Annotated in this window: 10 protein-coding genes; 1 reads left to right on the forward strand and 9 read right to left on the reverse strand. The window is 42.0% G+C overall.

Features of this window, described 5'->3' with window-relative positions; translation table 11 throughout:
- Positions 1-100: 100 nt before the first annotated feature.
- Positions 101-4258 carry a hybrid sensor histidine kinase/response regulator transcription factor gene (locus BMY50_RS09675; protein ID WP_093322903.1) on the reverse strand — a complete coding sequence of 1386 codons (4158 nt, stop codon included), beginning with the start codon at positions 4256-4258 and terminating at the stop codon, positions 101-103.
- Positions 4259-4761: 503 nt separating this feature from the next.
- On the opposite strand from BMY50_RS09675, the gene BMY50_RS09680 reads away from it, so the two are divergent.
- Positions 4762-5007 (forward strand): hypothetical protein, encoded by a 246-nt coding sequence (locus tag BMY50_RS09680; RefSeq protein WP_093322905.1) that lies wholly within the window; start codon positions 4762-4764, stop codon positions 5005-5007.
- A 41-nt stretch (positions 5008-5048) separates the two neighbouring features.
- Here BMY50_RS09680 and BMY50_RS09685 read toward each other — a convergent pair whose 3' ends face one another.
- The 8 genes from BMY50_RS09685 to BMY50_RS09720 all read right to left on the reverse strand — a co-directional run bounded on the left by BMY50_RS09685 (position 5049) and on the right by BMY50_RS09720 (position 20433).
- Entirely contained in the window at positions 5049-5885 is an 837-nt protein-coding gene (locus BMY50_RS09685) for an alpha/beta hydrolase (RefSeq protein WP_093322908.1), read from the reverse strand.
- Between the two features lie 63 nt (positions 5886-5948).
- On the reverse strand, positions 5949-7715 hold the full coding sequence (locus BMY50_RS09690; protein ID WP_093323746.1) for a glycoside hydrolase family 43 protein: 1767 nt from the start codon (positions 7713-7715) through the stop codon (positions 5949-5951).
- Positions 7716-7782: 67 nt separating this feature from the next.
- Positions 7783-10332, reverse strand: a complete 2550-nt coding sequence (locus BMY50_RS09695) for a glycosyl hydrolase 115 family protein (RefSeq protein ID WP_238383704.1) — start codon at positions 10330-10332, stop codon at positions 7783-7785.
- Positions 10316-11896, reverse strand: coding sequence for a glycoside hydrolase family 43 protein (locus BMY50_RS09700; protein ID WP_093323752.1), 1581 nt, complete (start codon positions 11894-11896; stop codon positions 10316-10318). The genes BMY50_RS09695 and BMY50_RS09700 overlap by 17 nt, the downstream gene beginning before the upstream one ends.
- 52 nt (positions 11897-11948) lie before the next feature.
- Positions 11949-13901: a RagB/SusD family nutrient uptake outer membrane protein gene (locus BMY50_RS09705; RefSeq protein WP_093322910.1), complete on the reverse strand. Its 1953-nt coding sequence runs from the start codon at positions 13899-13901 to the stop codon at positions 11949-11951.
- A gap of 34 nt (positions 13902-13935) precedes the next feature.
- Positions 13936-17031, reverse strand: a complete 3096-nt coding sequence (locus BMY50_RS09710) for a SusC/RagA family TonB-linked outer membrane protein (RefSeq protein WP_093322912.1) — start codon at positions 17029-17031, stop codon at positions 13936-13938.
- 429 nt (positions 17032-17460) lie between these two features.
- Positions 17461-19041: a glycoside hydrolase family 43 protein gene (locus BMY50_RS09715; protein ID WP_202907775.1), complete on the reverse strand. Its 1581-nt coding sequence runs from the start codon at positions 19039-19041 to the stop codon at positions 17461-17463.
- Between the two features lie 15 nt (positions 19042-19056).
- Complete coding sequence (locus tag BMY50_RS09720) at positions 19057-20433, reverse strand: family 43 glycosylhydrolase (protein ID WP_093322917.1); 1377 nt, start codon at positions 20431-20433, stop codon at positions 19057-19059.
- Between the last annotated feature and the right edge of the window lie 183 nt (positions 20434-20616).

Here is a 20616-nt window from a genome sequence, read left to right on the forward strand (position 1 = left end):
AGCAAACAGATGCTAATCAAGAAAAAAAAGATAAAAATGTTTAAATCGTCCTAATATTTTTAGGTTAACGATAAGCACATTATACTAAAGCACAGATAGGTTAAGTCAACACCCCTTTGTTCTTTGCCACTGAGTGAATAAATTCTGAGGGTGTTAACTGATATTTAGCTTTAAATACTTTCGTGAAATAATTAGGATTGGCAAAACCTGTTTCATAAGCAACCTCGGCGACATTCATACCACTCTTCTCAAGCAAGTAGACAGCTCGTTCCAACTTCGCTACACGAATAAATTCTACCGGTGTCATACCGGTAAATTCTAACAACCGATTATAAAGAGAAGCCCTGCTTATAAAAAGATGCGCACTTAAGTTTTCTACCGATAGTTGGTTATCCCTCATGTTTTCATGGATATAAGCGACAACTTTCTGCAAAAATTTTTCTCTTCCAGAGACTATTTCTTCTTCAGGAACGGTAATGCTTATCTGCTTTGAATAAGTATCTTTAAATGCTTGGTTGAGCGATAGCAAATTAGCTATCTTGGTCTGCAGAACAGCAAAGTCAAAGGGCTTTGTCATGTAATCTGTAGCGCCTGATTCGAGGCCAAGCAACAGGCTGTTTTCTTCACTTGACGCTGTCAATAAAATAACAGGAATGTGCTTAGTTCGCTTGTCAGACTTCAGCTTCTGTACAAGCATCAAGCCGTTCATGATAGGCATTTGAATATCGCACACAATAATGTCCGGATGATGGAAAAGAGCCCTTTGCCACCCTTCTTTTCCGTCGCTAGCCTCCAATACCTGATAGAAAGATTTCAAGTTGTCCTTGATATAGAAGCGAAAATCATCATCGTCTTCTACAATGAGAACCGAAGCAGTAGAATTTAGGGCCTCTTTCTTTATTGGTGCATCCTTTTGGAGAGAAGGGACATTTATTCTCCGACCTATGGGGTCCGCTGCTTTTTCGAGCGCTTGCACAACACGTTTGAGTCTTACATCAAAAGAAAAAACACTACCCTTACCAAGCGCGCTGGCAACTCGCAACTCACCGCCGTGCATATTTACGAAGGTACGGGCGATAGATAAGCCGATACCTGTACCTTGATTCAGCACATCTACACCCGCATCATGCTGAAAGAAACTATCAAATACCCGCTGTTGGGCTTCTTTTGGAATACCGATACCAGAATCCTTCACGGCAATATGTAACGATATAAATTCATCCCCCACATTCGCCTCTATTTCTTCCAAACTTAAGGATACCGCCCCTCCTTCTGGTGTAAACTTGAAGGCATTGGAGAGCAAGTTAAATAATATCCGTTCAATTTTATCATGGTCGAACTGTACTACAGTCGAAGATAAAGAAGTATAAAATGCATACTCGATCTTCTTTCTGCTTGCCAAATCGTTAAACGAATCACTAACTTCTTCTATAAAGGAAACGAAATCACTCGATGAGCACTGCAGCTTTAGCTCTTTTTCTTCCATTTTTCTAAAATCGAGCAATTGATTCACCAAGTTTAACAATCGACGAGAATTCCGTTTAATCAAATTTAGCTGGCTTGATTGCCCAGGCTCCCGTATCTGTCCTATAAGATGATCTACAGGCCCCATAATCAGTGATATTGGTGTACGGAATTCGTGACTCAGATTGGTAAGGAATTTGATTTTCATCCGATCCAATTGATGTAAATGCTCGGCCTCCTTACGCTCCTGCTCTAAAAGTTGCTTAGCTTGTAATCGCTCCTGCTCTAGCGCAAATTTTGCTTCCAGCTTTTTAATACCCTGATGGCGCAGATATAATAAAACACCTCCTATTACCACTATGTACGCGATATAGGCATAGATAGTACGCCAAAAAGGTGGTGCGACCACAATCCGTATAGATCTACCTTCTTTATTCCAAACGCCATCGTTATTACTTGCCTGTACATGGAACGTATAGGCGCCCGGATCCAAATTTGTATAGTAAGCACTATGTTCTCTACCTGCAGCAATCCAATTTTTGTCAAATCCTTCCAATTTGTATCGATATCGATTTTCTTCCGCTACTGTAAAATTCAAAGCTTCAAAAGAGACTGAAAAGTTTTGTTTATATCTTAATCGAATCTCATCAGCCATCAATAAGGAAATACTGATAGGCCCTTCTTTTGAGGGTAAAATTCGCTGGTTATCGATTTTTAAGTCCGTTAAAATAACCGGCGGTACATTTTTATTTATCTTTAATTGGGTAGGGTTAAAATGGTTGAATCCCTTTTGTCCACCAAAAAAAATCTCTCCATCCCCGAGACACAAACCAGATCCTAGCACGAAAGCCCCTACCTGCAAACCGGCATGATGGGAATAATTTTTAAAACTGTTTTCGTTAACGTCATACGAACTTAATCCCTTATTAGTACTAAACCATAACTTACCGGAATTATCCTCAAGAATTTTCTGAACCACACCATTGATCAAACCATCATTTTCCGATAAGGTGATAAATTTCCTGCTCCCTCTCTTTAGATATCCCACGCCATTGCCTGCTGTGCCGACCCAAATATTTCCTTCTCGATCCTCCTTAATGGTTAACACGTAGTTACTTGGTAAAGCACTATTGGCTTTATTGTAAAATGAAAATTTTTTACTTTCCGGATGAAAGATGGAGATACCGGACCCAAAGGTACCGATCAAAATGCGACCGTCTCGATCCTCTTCAATGGAACGAATGTAGTTACTGGCAGGCTGATCAGGATCGTCTTCGCGTATGGCGGTGTGGACGAATTTCTCAATATGCCCACTGTCGGCGTGCAAAAGATTAACCCCTCCGCCATTTGTCCCAATCCAAAGATTACCCTTTCTATCTTCCTTTAAACAAAAAATATCTGCGTGGTTTAAATTATCCTCATCTTTGCCCTTGACATATTGCTTACTGCGTTTAGTGACTGGGTCATACGAAAACAGGCCGTCCATATAGGTACCTAACCACAAACGATTCTTATGTCCCATTTCCATTGCTAAGATGCTCAAATCGTGTGCACAATCACGTTTTAACCTTGGTATCTCAATATGTTGCAGCAAATTCGAGGAACGGTCGTATAGATGCAGGCCACCACCATCGGTACCGACAAATACGTCTTGACCATATGCTGCAAAAGCCGTTACGATAGACGAACGTAATCCATAGGGATCGAAGATATTGCATTCCTTTAAATTAAATTGACTAAGGTTCTTATCGTATTTATTGAGCCCCCCCTGATAAGTACCTATCCAATAAATTCCTGCTTTATCGATAAAAATAGAACGGATTGACCGGCTGCTTAAGCTCTGCATACTCCTTTTATCCGGTCTAAAACTTTGGACGCTAAAAGACAATACATCCAATACATCTAGACCTTCGTCGGTGCCTACCCAAAGGCCATTTACGCCGTCGGGAGCCAAGGCATAAACTTTGTCGCTACTGATTTTTAATGGTGCTGTGGTAGAATGATAGTTTCTGAATTTCCATTTCCCCTTCTCCAGCCGACTGAGGCCACCCATTGTTCCCACCCAAAGATTTCCCATGCCATCCTCAACAATGGAGGTTACATAATCATCTGCCAGACTCTGCTTATCAAAATCGCTATGTTTAAATGTGCTCAATAATTCGAGCTTATGATTATAAACATATAGACCACTATCCGTACCGATCCACATTTGCTGCTTTTTATCTTTAAAAACTACTAATGCATTCTTTCCAGAAAAAGTATGCATCAATTTTGCATAGCCTTCATTATCGACTAATTTTTTCGTTTGCGGGTCAAAAATATATAAGGCTCCATAGGAAGCAACCCAAATATTCCCTCGACTATCATCCCCAATACTCGTAATAGCGGTGCTAAATTTTTTTCGAAGAGATTCGCCCCTATAATTCATGATAGCATCTTTACCGCGGTCATAAAAACTTAAAGCGCCACCGTTCGTTCCAATCCAAAGACATCCGTCTGCACCTTCATATAAAGTAGTAATGTGATTTGCGCGGAGGCTTCCCTCTTGCTGCGGGTTATGTCGATATACCTTAAAATTTGTTCCGTCAAAACGATTGAGACCATCTTCAGTAGCCAACCATAAAAAACCAAAGCTATCCTTCCAAATACCATATATAGTATTAGAAGAAAGGCCATCTTTTGCGGAATAGCTTTTAAACCCGGTAGGTAGTTCATATCCATCGGCAGCACCCAAAAAACAATATAGACAAAGAATGACTAATATGGCATAACGAAAAGTATGGCTTCGCATCATAATAAGCTCCTTTCAGAAAAAGAATCAATTAGTTAGTTGATGCTAAAATAGGAAATTAGAATTGGATTTCCGCATAAAAACATGCGATAAACGTTTTAGCGACACTAAAAATAAGTATTTAATTATTAACATGTTACAAAAATAGCCAACGTTGGCAATTATAGTGCTCATTTACAAGAAATAAGCACTATATTTATTGATATGACCATCGGCATTTTCCCCTAAAACTACATCCCACTTGGAAGCACCCAAGTGGGGTAAGGTGCTTGGCTTGTCTATTCCGTTGCAACCCGTGGTCAGATGTCCATCCGTGAATCGGAGTCACCCTCTTGCGCAATGGCCATGCCCTTCGTTCGTCGATTCACTGATTTTCGGATGCTTCGCTTGGTAACTGGGCAGGCCATCTTTGACTGCCGGTTGCTGCCTCCATAGACTAGGCCATTGACATCCTTTGGAACGGTTTTGCAAAGGGGCTATAGCGCAAGACACAACGGCCTTCCAGAATGAGCGTAAAGAAAATTCGGTTAGCAGGGCAGGCCAAAGTGTTATGCGAAAAAGCGAAGGGAAGGAATTGTGAATGGGGCGGCTCCGCAGAACAGAGGGATGGAAACCGAATTTTTAGTGAGAACTGGATCGCCTTGATTTATTCACTCTTGTTTATTTTTAAAGGTGTTCATGAGCTCATCACTGCGTTCTTCGGTTTGCTCAACTTTTATCAAGAAAAGTTGATTAAGAAAAAGGTTCGATAATCATTTTTATTAAAACGTAACAACTTTCTGCGAAACACGATTCATTTAAATAATTTTTGGCTAAACCAGTACAGGTCGTTCTTCCATACTTTAAAATCATGTCCACCAGGTTCAACGTAATAAATATGGGGCACTTGATCTTTTTCTAAGTGTTCGTGCAATCGGCGACTAAAGGTGATTAAGCGATCTTCATCTCCACAGGAAATCCATAAAAGCTTGAGCTTGCTTTTAGCGTAAGCGGCGTCAGGAACAAGTTCTTCGGGCATTTTAGTATTAGGGGCCGACGAGAAACCACCTATCCAGGCAAAGCTTTCGAGATTGCCAAGGCCGAAATTTAATGACTGTCCCCCTCCCATTGAAAGCCCCGCCAATGCACGATGTTCCTGATCAGTATACGCCGGATAATTTTGCTCGATAAAAGGTATCAAATCCTGGAGCAGGTCTTGTTCAAATCGAGCAAAGGCTTGTACTTTTACACTGTCGAAAACATTGCCAACAGCACGATCATCCTCCATTGCACGGCCATTCGGGAGTACAACCAGCATTGGTTCTATTTTCCCTTCTGCATATAGATTATCCAAGATGATATGCGGTTGCCCATTAATAAACCATTCCTTTTCATCTCCACCAATGCCGTGCAAAAGGTATAAAACCGGATACTTTTTCTTGACGGAAAAGCCAGGGGGTGTATAGATGAGTGCCTTACGATCTTTCCCTACCACAGTAGATGGATAAGATATCGTATCAATTTTACCATGTGGAATATTGGTCTGTAGTTTATCGAAGCCCACTGGTGCAGCTCCAAGCTTATCCTGTGCTAAACAACTGCATGTCAATGCAATTAGTCCAATTAAAAGAGTGCAACTTGTTGTTTTCATCCAATTATTTTCTTTTATTTATTTTTTTACTCGCTTTTATAAGCATCATGCTGCCTTCGGTGTTTAATCACTTTTAGGGCTTATATCATTCGCCTTGGTAGCATATAGTCCAATAAGTGCACCTGTAAAGCCACCGGCTACATCTGTTGACAGGATATCTCCCGAAACAGTCCCACCCAAGTTTTTAAAATTCTTCCCGTCAAAAGCATAGTTGAATTGGTAACGATCCCCTTCGGCCGAAACCTGCAATTCAATGGCTTTGCCTTCCTCAATTGGTTCACTCGCGATAAGTTCAGATTGACCATTCTGCGTGCGTTGTAAAACAAGGTAATGCTGTTGCTCTTTTTTGGTAATACCGAAGACATAATGAAACGTCTCCTTTTGTAAGCAAACAATCCCTGCAAGTTCTTTTTCGGATGTCGGTTGATAGGACATACGGACTGTTGCAGAAAATTTTTTATGTTGTTGTCTATAAAACAGGGTCGAGGTGGGCTTCACTTCGTTCATGTTAACTTCGAAAGGTTTTATTCGTAGTCCTTCTCGACCGATTTGGATGAAGTTTTCTCGAGGGCCTCTTACACCGATCCATCGCAAATCCAAGGTCTTTCCCTTAAAATCATCATTAAACACAAAGTTTCCATTGGGCAGAAAGCCATTTTTTCCGGTCTTGTTTATCACACCTGATGGCATTTTCAATTTCACGGGCATTGGCTCGAGCCCCCCCTCAAACACGGGGAACTCACCGGACCAATCAACCGGCAATATAAAAGTCTCACGGCCCGTATTCACTCGGTTTGCCTCATTAGGTCTAACACCTAAAAAAACACCGTAATATTTCCCATCGGGACCTTCCACCAAATCGGCATGGCCTGCCCAATCCACCTTATTTTCTCTATCCTTTGGCAAATGCCGTTGACTCAGAATCGGATTTTCGGACGCTGGTTTGAAAGGTCCCTTAGGGTTTTCGCTAACAAAAACAACTTCACTGTGTTGATCGCCCGTACCACCTTCTGCACACATCAAATAATACCGCCCATTTCTTTTATAGAGATGCGGGCCTTCTATCCAGATAGGCTTCTTACTGATATCTACACCTCCGTCAACAATCACCTTATCCGAACCCGGCACGATCTGATCACGCTCCAAATCGTAATCCCATATTTTAATAACCCGATGACCATTATATTGTTCCTTATCCTTCTCGGGCGCATCGTTATGCACAACATAAGCTTTTCCGTTGTCGTCAAAAAAAAGTGCCGGATCAATACCATCAAAGTTGAGTTTAATAGGATCGCTCCACCCTTTCAGAGGATCTTTCGTTTTTACCACCATGTTTCCTATCCCTCCCGCAAACTGAGTTGTGATCATATAAAAGGTCTCGTTATGAGGATTGTAGCTAATATCCGGTGCATATATTCCCTCGCTCATACCGGCATCTGCCACCTTCAATTGTGAAGGTCGGTCAAGCACATGACCGATTTGTTTCCAGTTTACCAAATCATTGGAATGAAAAATCGGAACCCCCGGAAAGAACGCGAAAGACGAGTTTACCAAGTAATAATCATTGCCGCGGCGGGTAATGCTTGGATCGGGATAACAACCCTGCAATATCGGTGTATAGAACTCATTAGTGTTCAATGGATTTTTTTTATAGACCTCATCCTTTCCCTCATATTTAAAATAGGTAAAAAGCGGTGTGGAATTCAATCGATTCTCTGCATTATTGTTTATCTGCGCTCGCGAAGGCCACGGAAAAAACGCAAAAAATACAAGTAAAAAAACAGGACCGATCGGAAAGCACAATGACTTACTTTTAGTTTTCTTCATCATATAAATTCTATTATTGTTTTTTGTCTTCTGTCTGTATGATCGTATTCTCATCTTCAGGTTGCAAGCTTCAATCGCTTCTTTTGTATTCACTTTGTGGAGGGCCTAAATACGAAGGTTTCAATCCACCCATATCCAATAGAATCTTCTGAAACACAATACCTGGATCCAATGGGCGGATGCGAAGCGTATGAAGTCCGGGCTTTTCGATGAGGTGTGTAGTAGCGGTTTCTATAATCCGCTTCGCCTGCCATTCACCGAGCTCCCCCCGATAATGCCCATTGATATTCACTTCTTGCTCCGCTCCTCCGTCGATTGACACTGCGTAACGCAAGCCTTTATTCTCATTGAAATTTAAGGTTGGTGAGGTTAATACCACCAATTTCGCTTCGCCCGTCGTCCGGACATCTACCTTATATTCAAGATACACCTGCTCATCCGGAGCTTTTGTCACAGGAGAAGTTGTTACACCAGAAAGCGTTTTTCCGAGATCAGGTATTACCGTCCACGAAACGCCACCGCCGCCACTACTAACATCATAATTTTCAGCTTCCATCGATACATAACCCTTGACTTCCATGAAAATTTTGGGCATCGGCTTCATGGTAGGCAAATAGCTTACATGAGGCATGGTACTTTTGCGTGGTTCCTGCCAGATCTTGTAGCCAATCCGTACCTGATCCATCATATGTGACCATTTCCCATTTGCTATATCTTTATTATAATGTACGGTTAATATCGAATCGCGTTCAAAACAGGCTTTTACCTTATCAGCCCAATAGTTAGCCTGTTCGTCATTCTTACTGGCAAAATATTTATTTTTGGCTACCGCATAGTACATTTCATATAAATTGGAACAGGCATTGATCGGAAAAAGCACCAATTCATCAAAGGCATCCCTATATTGTTGGGGCAATATATAGTAAAGCCTCATGGCATCAATCAATAAATTGCGATAGTCCATAACCACCTGTTCAAACTCACCATAATGCTGCAAACTATAGGTATTTTCGTCTAACAACTCGGGTGTAACACGATGATTATATTTCGTATAGGTATTAATCAAACGGGCCGATTCTTTTGCATATTGTTCGCCGAACTGCTGTGCGCACCAAGCTTCGGTATGTTGTAATAAATTGGATGCCTTAAACTGATCGGGGTTCCATGCCATATCCAAAAAGAATGAAATCGGATATTCCATCGGTTTTAAATCACCCACATTTACAATCCATATCTGATCTACACCATATTGATAAGCTAGGTTCATCTGCTCCCAAACCCGCTGCACCTGGCTTACATTAATCCATTTGGAATTCCTGGGACCCCCTACGTAATCGAAATGGTAATAAATTCCATAGCCTCCACTTCTTTTTTTCGCAGTAAGGTCGGGTAGTTTACGTATATTTCCCCAATTATCATCGCAAAGTAACAGGGTTACATCATCAGGTACACGCATTCCCCTATCATAATAATCCTGCACTTCCTTATAGAGTGCCCATAGTTGCGGTGTTTCTTTTGCTGCTTTGCCTGTCTCCTTTCCAATAATTTTTCGTTGATCGTTCACAATTCGCTCCAACAGCTGAATGTTGTTCTCCTCGCTCATAGGCTCGTCTCCATCACCACGCATGCCAATCGTAACGAGGCTTTCTCTTGCTCCCATCCTACGGATACCATCTCGCCAAAAATTCCGAAGGTTTTCCTCATTTTTCTGATAGTCCCACGGTCCTTCACCATAACGGCGCCATTCATCATGGGCCCTAGTCAGCGGTTCATGATGTGATGTACCCATAACCACTCCCATCCTATCGGCCCAAATTGCATTTTCGGGATCATCATCATAGAAAGCGCTTCCCCACATAGCCGGCCAGAGGTAATTACCTTTTAGGCGCAGAATAAGCTCAAAAACATGCTTATAAAATTCATGGTTAAAGCCCCCAAACTTTTCTTTGGCCCAACCAGATAATGCGGGAGCTTCGTCGTTCAGAAAAATGCCTCGATACTTTACTTTCGGCCGGCTGATTGCCCTGATCGAACGGGCATACACAGCGGAATGCTGCTCTATAGGAACATCAGCCCACCAGTACCAAGGTGACACACCCATCTGTTTAGATAGCTCATAAATACCATAAATTGTTCCACGCCGATCACTCCCCACGATAAGTAAGGCTTTTTCAATACCTGGTAACGGGTTGTCTATCGTTTGCGTCAACGATGCTTCCCACTGCCCATGGATTGCAGATACATCGATCTTTTTCTGTTTTACTAATTGATCGATCAATGGATTCTGACCCAAGGTTCCTATTAAGAGCAATGTTTTACTTCCTTTCGGCACTTCATTATGTGCTGCTGTAGACTTAACACCCGTTACCTTTTCAAAATCTTGTCGCAGCTGATCTATTGCCCAAACAACAGCCTCCGCTTCATTTTCTCCCTGCACAATAGGAATTGTGTTGGCACCTTCCACCAGAGGCAGATAACCCGGTTGCTCCGCAAAATCAACGTATACCGGTACATCAGTGGTCGCAGCCATCACAAGTGGGTTCATCTGTAACATCAAACCCATTAGCACCAAAAATCGAAAGATAGATCGAACTGTTGTCAGGTTATTTATCTTCATCATTTATGGTTTTGTAATCAAAAAAATCAACATCCACATATCCTCCCGTATTTTTAGTTGCGTAATTAAATAATCCAAACCGATACCCCATAAAGTGAGGTAAGGTATATGTCATTTTCAATGGTGTTCCAATGGAAATCCATTTTTTCCCATCTAGACTAAAAAAGAAATTGGCAACGTCCTTCTTATTTCTAAAATCGCATTCGGCTTTCAGATATACGCGCTGCTGATTTAATGGAACTTTTGCAAGCTCTTTAGGACTACCGCTTGAAGCATTAATCATGACCAAATACTTTTGATTACCCGCCGATCGGACACCGAGTATGCCATAATTTTTTTGCAAAAGAGACAATCCTGCAAAATCACCATCTTTCATTTCGGCCACTTCTATGGCAATAGTGCCACTACAAGTAGGACCTATTGTACGTTGCGTTAATGTATTTCTTGCTTGTAGGAAGTTGGTATCAATGCGGCCGGTTTTCAACCGCAGGTATCCTTTACGCTCAGTTACCGACCAAAGGCTATCCACCGGATTATGATTCCACTGCCATACCAGCGGCAAGTTCGGCTCCCCTTTTTTGCGGCTGAAATCATCCGAATTAACGATGCCTGGAACCAAGCCTTTACTTGGAGGTAAATTTAGCACCTCGGGCACCTTACCATCAATGCCCAAAACTGGCCAATCATCCTTCCATTGAACCGGTACCAAAAACGGAATACGACCAACCGCACCATAATCTTGGAACAGATAAGCGTACCATTCGCCATTAGGTCGATCAATCAAGCCTCCTTGTGCTACCCCTTTATCCTGCAACATCACCCGTCCTTCATAAGGTCCTTTCAATTGATCAGCACGATGGACAATGACGGTACGCATGCCCCCTGGAGGCCAAGAAATGTTGAACAAGTAATACTTGCCATTTACTTTAAACAGTTGTGAACCTTCTGCCGGTAGTCCACCTTGGGTACCACTAGGTGTGCTGGGCAAAGTTGCATTATCGATCAACACCTGTTGGGTTTCTGGTTTTATACCGGAAAAGTCTGGCAATAACTCCACGATATGCAGTTGCCCGCTACCCCAAATCATATATGCTTTATCGTTCTCAAAAAAAAGCGTATGATCGTGCATGCTTGGCTTCAACTCTTTTATTTCCCAAGGACCTTTTTCTATATCTTTCGTCATATAGATATAGGTTTTGCCGGTAGTCTGCGCAAATGTGCTTACATAATACGTCCCCTTGTGATATCGAAGGCTACTGGCCCAAGAGCCTTTCCCATAGCTATTTTTACCATTACTCAAATTGAGTTCATCCATATCGGCCAAAGCCTGATGCGCGTAACCAATTAGTTTCCAGTTGACCAGATCTTTGGATTTCATTAAAGGTAAGCCCGGATTCATATGCATCGTCGTACTACTCATATAATAGGTATCTCCAACACGGATCATCGACATATCCGGCACATCTGAAAAAATAATAGGATTTTGTGCTTTTCGATTTTGGGCTATACTATTTAAGGGAATCAATATCATCAGTAACGCCCCACTTAAAATTAAGAATCTTTTCATCGTTTGTTTTAATTGACAACCACCATAATATGCCGCCTTCATTATTTTATAACTAATTATATCCCGGATTTTGATACGCAGCTTTTTCCGCCTCCGTCATTTGCATACCATCTAATTGCCCTTGTGGTATAGGACGCAGATAGTGGAAGGGCTGAATACTACGCGTTACTGTCGTCGGCGTATGATCGCCAATACCGCTACCACCTATACGATAGCTAGACGACAGTTCAGTCCATTTTTGCGTCCGTACTAAATCATACCAACGGTAACCTTCTCCGTAATACTCCCGAGAACGCTCAGCCAAGATATAGTTAATATCAATCATTGTAGGCGTAGCAGTTGTCATTTGTTCACTGTAATCCGCTATCTTTTCCATATTCCCTGCATTGTCAAACGTCCATTTTCCCGCCCGTGCCCGCATCACATTAATGAGTTCTCTAGCCGATTTCCCTCCCTGTACCGCAGCCCCTTTTACGGCTGCTTCTGCGGCTATAAAGTAAAGTTCAGAAAATTTGGCAATATTGAAAGGCCTTGTACTTCCCGCATTTGGCTGACCTAGGCCATCGCCATTATCCGTGCGATAGGTTCCCAATTTCCAAAGCCCGGGATGTCTTAACCTGCTAAGTCCTTCCGGCGAAATAACAAAATCTGCCCGACCTGGCAAGGCGCCGGCACCGACATTACTTTTTGTTGCCCAATTCGTATAATCAATTGGTGTTTCCGGTTCTTCGTTCAAAAACGTCAATATCGGATCCCCCGGATTCACCGGTAAGTTATTCGCATTGTATAAGATCGTCTGAGAAACTCCGGCCTTTGGCCAATTTCCACGATAAACGGTCACAAAGGTGCCATCATATCTGGAATCATTTATTTTATCCGCAAAAGTATTTTTTATCACATCGATCGTCGGTGCCATCCGCGTCCAGGGGCGGCCCAACGACTGCACTGCCTCGCGCTGCACGGAGCTCACGGCATTCGACCAAGAAGCATCACTACTACTTCTAAGCAGCGTATAATTCCAGGTAAACATCCAAACAGCGAAATTATCAGGGGCGCCACCGCTTCCGTACTCTAAACTTCCTCCGTTATAAAATGCGCTCTTCTCCGTATGATCCGCGTACAGTAAAACCTCATTGTTGCGATCATTAGATCCAATGTGTATGTCATAATAACTTGGTTGTAATCCAAAGGGACCCGGAGAATCAATAGCTTCCACCGCTATATTGTAAGCCTGTTGAAAATACCACGTCGCGTCATGTCCGTCCGGATCGGTTCTCCCAACCTCTGGATAAGTAGGGATGTTATTTGGGTTTTCAAGCCACCACGCGTAGGTAAGATACGCTTTCGCTAAATAAAGTCGTGCAAGCGTTTTTGTTACTCCACCCGTTACCCGTCCGGCATCCGGCAGATTCTCCACCGCTAAGAGTAAATCGGGAAAGATCGCTTTCGTATACACTTCGGGCACGGTATTACGCACTGAAAAACGAACGGGGTTGGTATTGAATTGCAGTTCCCCGGCACCTAAATCCAGCGGCACCCCCCCATAGGTTTGCACCAGTAAAAAATAATCAAAGGCACGAAAAAAACGGGCTTCGGCCACAATTGATTCAGCCACGCCGACATTAGCCGCATTTTCGATGATTCCACTGGCCGTATTTATATTCGGGAAGCTTACATTCCATACAAAACTAGTGGGGTGGCTCGTAGCACTAATCTGCCCGACACCTGACAAGTCCATATCTCTAAAGTTTCCATCCGCACTCTGTGCGTAAGTCGCTTCGTCTGTACCCGTGATACAAGAATTATAATAATAGGCCTCGCCATATAAATAGCGCAAATGTGCATACATAGATGTTATGCCCCCCAAAACACCTTTTTCAGTGGAAAAATAATCTGGAGTAAAAATACTCCGTGGCTGTTCGTCTAAAATTTTTGAGCAACCAGCCATTAACAATAGCGCCAAGGCAGCCGTAAGATAACGTTTTATATTTATAATCGATTTCATTTTTTATTTCTTTAATGGTTAGCAACCTAGGTAATTAAAAAACGAGATTAAGACCCACTACATAATTACGCGTCGCAGGCGCATTCGTACCAATTGTCAAGATCCGATTCGGATAAGACGATACCGCTGAATTTTCATCACCGAAAGAGTTTGTTTCCGGATCCATGCCAGATTCACGATGGTAAGGAGAAAACATAACAAAAGGATTTTGTACGGTAAAATATGCGCGTAAGCGCATGTTAGGGCTTTTAATTAAACTTCGATTGAAGTCGTACCCCAAAGAAATCGTACGCAGCTTCAAAAAGGAAGCGTCAAAATACCCTAAGGTGCTACCATACTTCGGATTATCACCGCTAAGTGGCCCAGCAGGGTTTGGATACTTTGCATCTGTATTCTCCGGTGTCCAATAATCGACTTTCACGTTATTGTTGCGGGTAGTGAGCGTATTCAGGTAGCCCCCTGATCCATACAAAGTACTCACCAGTAATCCGCCGCTTTTGAAAAAACCCACCACACTTAAATCGAATCCTTTGTAGGCTAAGCGCGTATTAAAACCACCTTCAAAATCAGGATCAACATTCATCACTTGTCGATCATCCGCATTAACGGGTCTAACCGGTGTACCGTCTTCATTGTAACCACCCGTATACTTCACCTTAATCATTCCTACACTACCCCCAGGTTCCAAAATGTTCAAATAGGAATCTCCTTCCTGCCATAAACCTATTTTTTCATAGTCATAAATTGCGTTGATATTATAGCCAACAAACCAGGAGTTGCCCACATCCTGCGTGGCGCCTGATGCAAGCGCAGTCAGCTTATTCCGGTTTGCATAAAGGTTAAATCCGAGGTCCCAGGTTAAACCGTCTCGCCCACCAGCTAAAATATTCCCATTTAAGGTCAACTCGATTCCCTTATTCTGTGTCTGCCCGATATTCGCTGTATAACTCTGTACACCTGAAGTAGGTGGCAAACCGACACCTAACAATAAATCTTTCGTATGGGTTGTATAATATTCAATTGTACCCGATAAACGATTGTTCAACAACGAAAAATCAAGCCCATAATTCCACGTTTCTGAAAATTCCCAACCCAGGTTGCTATTCGGCAGTTGGGTTACATAATAACCAACAGCATAATTTTCCTCACCGAAATTATAAGGCCTTGTGCTTAAACGCCCTAAGGTAGCATAAGGAGCAATGGCTTGATTGGACGTTTGTCCGTAGCCCACACGCAACTTCAACATATTTATCCAGCTCAGACTTTTCATAAACGATTCATTGGCGATATTCCAACCCGCAGACACCGCAGGATAAGTATGCCAACGATGTTCAGGTGCCAACCTAGAAGAAGCGTCTGATCGAAGCGTCGCCGATAGCATATAGCGATTATCATAATCATACATAACTCTTCCCATCCATGACATCAACCCCCATAAGGTATAATTCTGCTGATCTGGATTTATCGTAATCTCTCCCGTGGCTTGTCCTAGATTATAGAACTGGAAAGCCTCAGACGGAATATCCCTGGCCGACATCGCCGAAGAATTAAACTTTTGCCGTTCCGCAGAATAAAGTCCAGTGAAATTCAAATGATGTTTTTCCGCGATCGTCTTATCATAAGTGATCAGGTTTTCGACGGTCCAATGATACGTATGCGCGTTACTGATTCCCGCAGTAGATATCGTTTGTGGATTCACATTGTTGACACCCTCTCCGGTATAATTACCATTATTACTTTGAATAAAATCCAAACCAAGGTTAACACGGTATTTCAAACCTTCTACCCAAGGGATGCTCACCTCACCATACATCGAATTATAGGTAGCAAAACCCCTGGTTTCATTGAGCCACATCCCATCATCATGAAGCCCCTCTACCACTTTTCTCGTCAACACGTAATTGTCGCCTAACGCGGTATTCACGGTTCTTTTCAGCGTGCCATCTTCGTTATAAGGGTTAAGGATCGGTGAAGCAGCCAATGTTCCAAATAGCCCAAGCTGATTACCTGCACTTATATTATAATTGCTATTGGTAGTGAAACCCACACGAAAGTGTTTACCAATCCCTTGATCAATTGAACTCCGTAATGAGTACCTTTTGTATTCTTGCGTAGGAATCAATCCTTGATTTTGATAGAATGCAGCCCCAACATTATAGCTTCCCTTTTCCGTACCACCCGAAATTCCAATGTCATGACTATTTACTGCTCCGGTTTGGTAATTCAGATCCTGCCAGTCTGTGTTCACATGATCAGCTTCATCCACGCCATTTGAAAAAATACCGGCAGCCTTACGTAAAGCTACAAACTCCTCCCCGTTCATCATGGGATATGGCGCAAATAACGTCTGTGCGCCATAATAAGCATTGTAACTAAACTTTGCCTGCTCACCTTGTCGCCCCTTGTTAGTGGTTACCAATATCACGCCATTTGCACCTCGTGAACCATATATAGCCGTTGCGGAGGCATCCTTTAACACATCTATACTTTTGATATCATTTGGATTAATGTCTCCAATTGAACCAGGAAACGGGATACCATCCAAAACGATTAACGGATTATTGTCCGCTGTTAAGGAACGTGTACCACGGATACGGATCTGCATGGTTGCGCCCGGCCGTGTGGATGTTTGTGCTAATTGCACACCTGGTAATCGTCCCTGTAGCGCCTGGGAGATATTAGGCGTAGGTACTTGGTTTAAATCGCTTCCGCTGATCGAAGCTACAGACCCCGTCACAGATTCCTTGCGCTGCGTACCATAACCCACCACTACTACTTCAGAAAGAGCCTCTGCGTTTAGAGAAAGGTCTACGTTAATTAAGGCTTGTCCAGCCACCTTCACTTCTTTAGGTACATAACCTATATAAGAGAAGACCAATACAGCATCTATACTCGGTACATTCAGCGAATAATAGCCATTTTCATTGGTTTTCGTTCCTGCAGTAGTACCTTTCACCTGAATACTTGCACCCGGGAAACCTTTTCCCGATTCATCAACTACCCTTCCTTTTATTGGATGCTGCGCTTGTGCATCCACCGTCGGCAAGATAAAAAGGGCAAATACAAAAACAAAACCGAAAAGCTTCAGCCATTGCCCCATAACATAGGTTTGTAAAATTGGTTGTTCCATAAAATAATTGTTAGCTTATAACATAGGTTAAATTGTGTATAGCTTTAATGGTCCAGAAACTAATAAATCAATTGTCAGCAAAATCGTTTCGCAAACAAAAAAATAAAGACTTATTAGGCTGGTTTATGTTAAATCTGTACGATAAGCAAGACAAAAGTATCTATACGAGGTAAGGAACAACCTATAAAAATGTTGATATTGCTAGCAAAAATGTTTAATTTAAAATGTATAAGTGCCGTTTTTTCAAAAAAACAGGAAAATTTAAGTTGTATTATGCTAACGTTAGCATAAAATTTGCATTTGGTGCCATCAAAAGAAGCATCAGGTAAAAGCAGAGATATGAAGCTCTTTTAGAGAAACATTCTTAAGTCTACTATTTGGCAATAACGCTTCTCACTATGATTATTATCAATAATCCGTATTTCTTCGTCATTGATAATAGAAATAATCAATATCCACATACCCCTCCTCTGTTTTATCATTAAAACAGTAAATCCCCAAACGGTCGCCCCGGTAGTTGCCCCAAACCAATGGATAAGGTTCTCCGAACGGAATGAATTGATCTCCATCAAAACTATAGTAGAATCGGGATATACCATCCAACCCCCATTCCGATTTTAGCCAGATAAATGACGATCGAATTTGAGTTCCTCGAGTAATATAATCGTTTTTTCTATACTCAAGGTAGCGGGTATTCCCTTCTTTAACGATACCGATAGCTGCATGTTGAGAAGAAAAATGACAAAGACCATTTTTCTGCCCTTCTGTCATATTCGAAACATCCATTTTGACAATAATTTTGTTTTCTGGCTTTCTGAAACTCCGCTGGGTAAGAGTATTGCCCGCATACATCAGTTTATTTAACTGCAAAGGACGATATGCCTTTAGGCGCAGCCACCCAGGGCGTTCAAGTAATGAAAACTTTGTTTTTCGTGGTTGGTAATTCCACTGCCATTGCAGAGATAGTTTTTCACTATCAAAGTCGTCGCTTCGCTTAATGCTCAATCTTTCCTTTTCTTTTATCGGAATACGACCGCTCCATGTCATTGTTCCAATCTTCTGTGGAAGAACCTGACCAATGATTGGCCAATCATTTATCCAAGTAACAGGCAAAAGGCTAACAATACGACCACTCCAATCACCTGTACCGTGGTGTGTAAGAAAATACCAATTGGAGTCCCTTCCTAAAACGACACCTCCCTGATTAGGCTCCAGTGCTTCAAGGTTGGGCAATGCCAACTGCTTTTCTTCGTTATATGGCCCGGTCACCTTTCTAGACCGTTTTGCCATCACATAGCGACCAATATCCTCCTTATGTTCGCTGAAGATCAAATAATACCATCCGTTTACCTTTATTAGCTTATTGGCTTCCCGACCATTGCCAATGTTGATCAGGACAGTGGATTTCCGGTCTATGCTTTTCCCATCTGACGACATATTGAAGAGGTAGGTTTTATATCCATCAGAAAAATGGGTACCAACAAAGTAGGCTTTTCCGTCATCATCCCATATTGCCGTACAATCATCCCACCCTTTATCGGAAAGCAAATGCGTCAATGGTTCCCACGGCCCCTCGGGCCGCGAAGCAGATGTCATAAAATACCCCTCATCGGGGGTTCCGAAGAACAAATAGAATCGATCATTATGATGTCTCAATGTTCCTGCCCACACTCCTTTACCGTAGCGATTCATACGGCTCCAGTTCAGTTCTTCGCTTACCTGGGTCAGGTCGGTTATTGCATTTCCGCATATTTGCCAGTTCACAAGGTCTTTGGAATGTAGTATAGTCATCCCCGGAGAAAATTGAAAAGTGGAGGATATAGCATAGTAATCATTGCCAACTCGTATACAGTCGATATCGCTATAATCAGACGGAATAATCGGATTGAAATAAGTTCCATTTCCTTGATCTCCCCACATGCTCCAATCCCCCCATTCTCTCTCTTCTTGAGCAAAGGCAAGGAAGCTAAAAAACATACTATATAGGATGGATAATAGATATTTCATCATGAGTTCTTATTACTATTAATAAATGCTCCACTCCCAGATACCTGCAACTCCTTTCAGTATTTTAATTCTTAAATAACGATACTTTTTATTTATCAAATCGATGTGTGGTGATTGTACCTTGACATCTTCGCTTCCGCCATAGCTCTCCCAGACACTTCCATCCGTTGATGCTTCAAGCAAATAAGCATGACCAGCTGTGGGGCGTACAAAACTCACCTCACTGCGTTGAATCTTTTTGGAAACTCCCAAATCCGCAACGATCCACTTTGCACTGTCACCGTTAGCGGCCATCCATCGTGAACCATTTGCACCATCTGCTGCAAATAACGGAAGAAAGTATTCTGTTCGTTTAAACCGAGTGTCTTTCATTGGTTCAATCGTCAATGGTTCTGAAACACTGGAGGCATATATCGTATCTAGCCATATCTTTTTTTCTTGTTTCACCTTACGTAGCGCACCAACCCCTTCCATGGTAAGATCAACTGGGCAGATGGTTCCATCTTCATTGAATTTCAACCGGTTCACATAAGTTTGACGGTTGGTACTCCGCCTTCCAAACTCTAAAAAAGCGAAGTACCAATCATCTGTTCCTTCCAAATTGAAAACGCACCCATGTCCAGGGCCAAAAATTCTCCGTTCATAATTGGTAGTAGAAATTATATCCTCTTTGGGATGTTCAAACGGACCCAATGGAGAAACCTTGCTCATCACATAAGCGTATTGGTATTTCTCATCTCCTCCAATTGTATATAAATAATAATATATACCCTTTCTTTTAAAGAAAATTGGCCCTTCGGAATATCCCTTCCGAGGTGTGGAAATAATCTGAGCAGTGTCTACACTGATCATATCTCTACCAAGCTTAGCTACGTGCCTCTTTCCCCAAAACACATAAGCCTGATGATCATCATCAACAAAAATTTCAGCATCAATACCACTAGGATCTTTTGTTTGAAGTAGTGTTGCAGACGTAAATGATTTATAGAATTCATCTTTTCCACGGGCTAATTTAAATGGACCTACTGGTTTGTTAGCGACTGCTGCATACATATAGCCATTAATTGTTGGATATATATAATACCTATCATTGGCTGCTACTGCTTTACTAGGCGCCCAATATTTTTCTTTAACCGCAGCAGGAAAGTAGCTGCCGCTAAAACTCCAATGAACAAAATCCTTCGACATCCATACGACGGGAGGACCCGAAGTTTCAAGCCCCTGATCATACCCGTCTGTTGTAGCATAACAGTAAAACAATCCATCTATTTCTTGTATACTTACATCTGCAATCATATCCGGTATCAATGGATTACCAAAAGGATTTTCAACTTGTGCCTTTGTCTGTAATAACAAGAATATTCCTAGTATCAAACAGATAATACTTTTTTTCATCTGTTTATTTTTTGTTTATTCATTATCTCATGTTTCTAAAGGCAGTATTCATAAGTATTTATTTTCAAAGGCATTCATGAGCTCGTTTACTCATTAAATTGGTATTCTAAGGTATTCGTGAGCTCACTTCATCCGGTTCATGCTGCCTTCGGCAGTTTAGTGGTCAGATGGAGCAGCATGTCT

The organism is Olivibacter domesticus (assembly GCF_900109575.1).
Taxonomy (GTDB): domain Bacteria; phylum Bacteroidota; class Bacteroidia; order Sphingobacteriales; family Sphingobacteriaceae; genus Olivibacter; species Olivibacter domesticus.

Excerpts from the sequence above, each read along its gene's own strand:
- BMY50_RS09715 (WP_202907775.1), bottom strand. The coding sequence starts at position 19,041 with ATGATGAAATATCTATTATCCATCCTATATAGTATGTTTTTTAGCTTC.
- BMY50_RS09690 (WP_093323746.1), bottom strand. The coding sequence starts at position 7,715 with ATGATGAAGAAAACTAAAAGTAAGTCATTGTGCTTTCCGATCGGTCCT.
- BMY50_RS09710 (WP_093322912.1), bottom strand. The coding sequence starts at position 17,031 with ATGGAACAACCAATTTTACAAACCTATGTTATGGGGCAATGGCTGAAG.
- BMY50_RS09720 (WP_093322917.1), bottom strand. The coding sequence starts at position 20,433 with ATGAAAAAAAGTATTATCTGTTTGATACTAGGAATATTCTTGTTATTA.
- BMY50_RS09680 (WP_093322905.1), top strand. The coding sequence starts at position 4,762 with ATGAGCGTAAAGAAAATTCGGTTAGCAGGGCAGGCCAAAGTGTTATGC.
- BMY50_RS09700 (WP_093323752.1), bottom strand. The coding sequence starts at position 11,896 with ATGAAAAGATTCTTAATTTTAAGTGGGGCGTTACTGATGATATTGATT.
- BMY50_RS09685 (WP_093322908.1), bottom strand. The coding sequence starts at position 5,885 with ATGAAAACAACAAGTTGCACTCTTTTAATTGGACTAATTGCATTGACA.
- BMY50_RS09675 (WP_093322903.1), bottom strand. The coding sequence starts at position 4,258 with ATGATGCGAAGCCATACTTTTCGTTATGCCATATTAGTCATTCTTTGT.
- BMY50_RS09705 (WP_093322910.1), bottom strand. The coding sequence starts at position 13,901 with ATGAAATCGATTATAAATATAAAACGTTATCTTACGGCTGCCTTGGCG.
- BMY50_RS09695 (WP_238383704.1), bottom strand. The coding sequence starts at position 10,332 with ATGATGAAGATAAATAACCTGACAACAGTTCGATCTATCTTTCGATTT.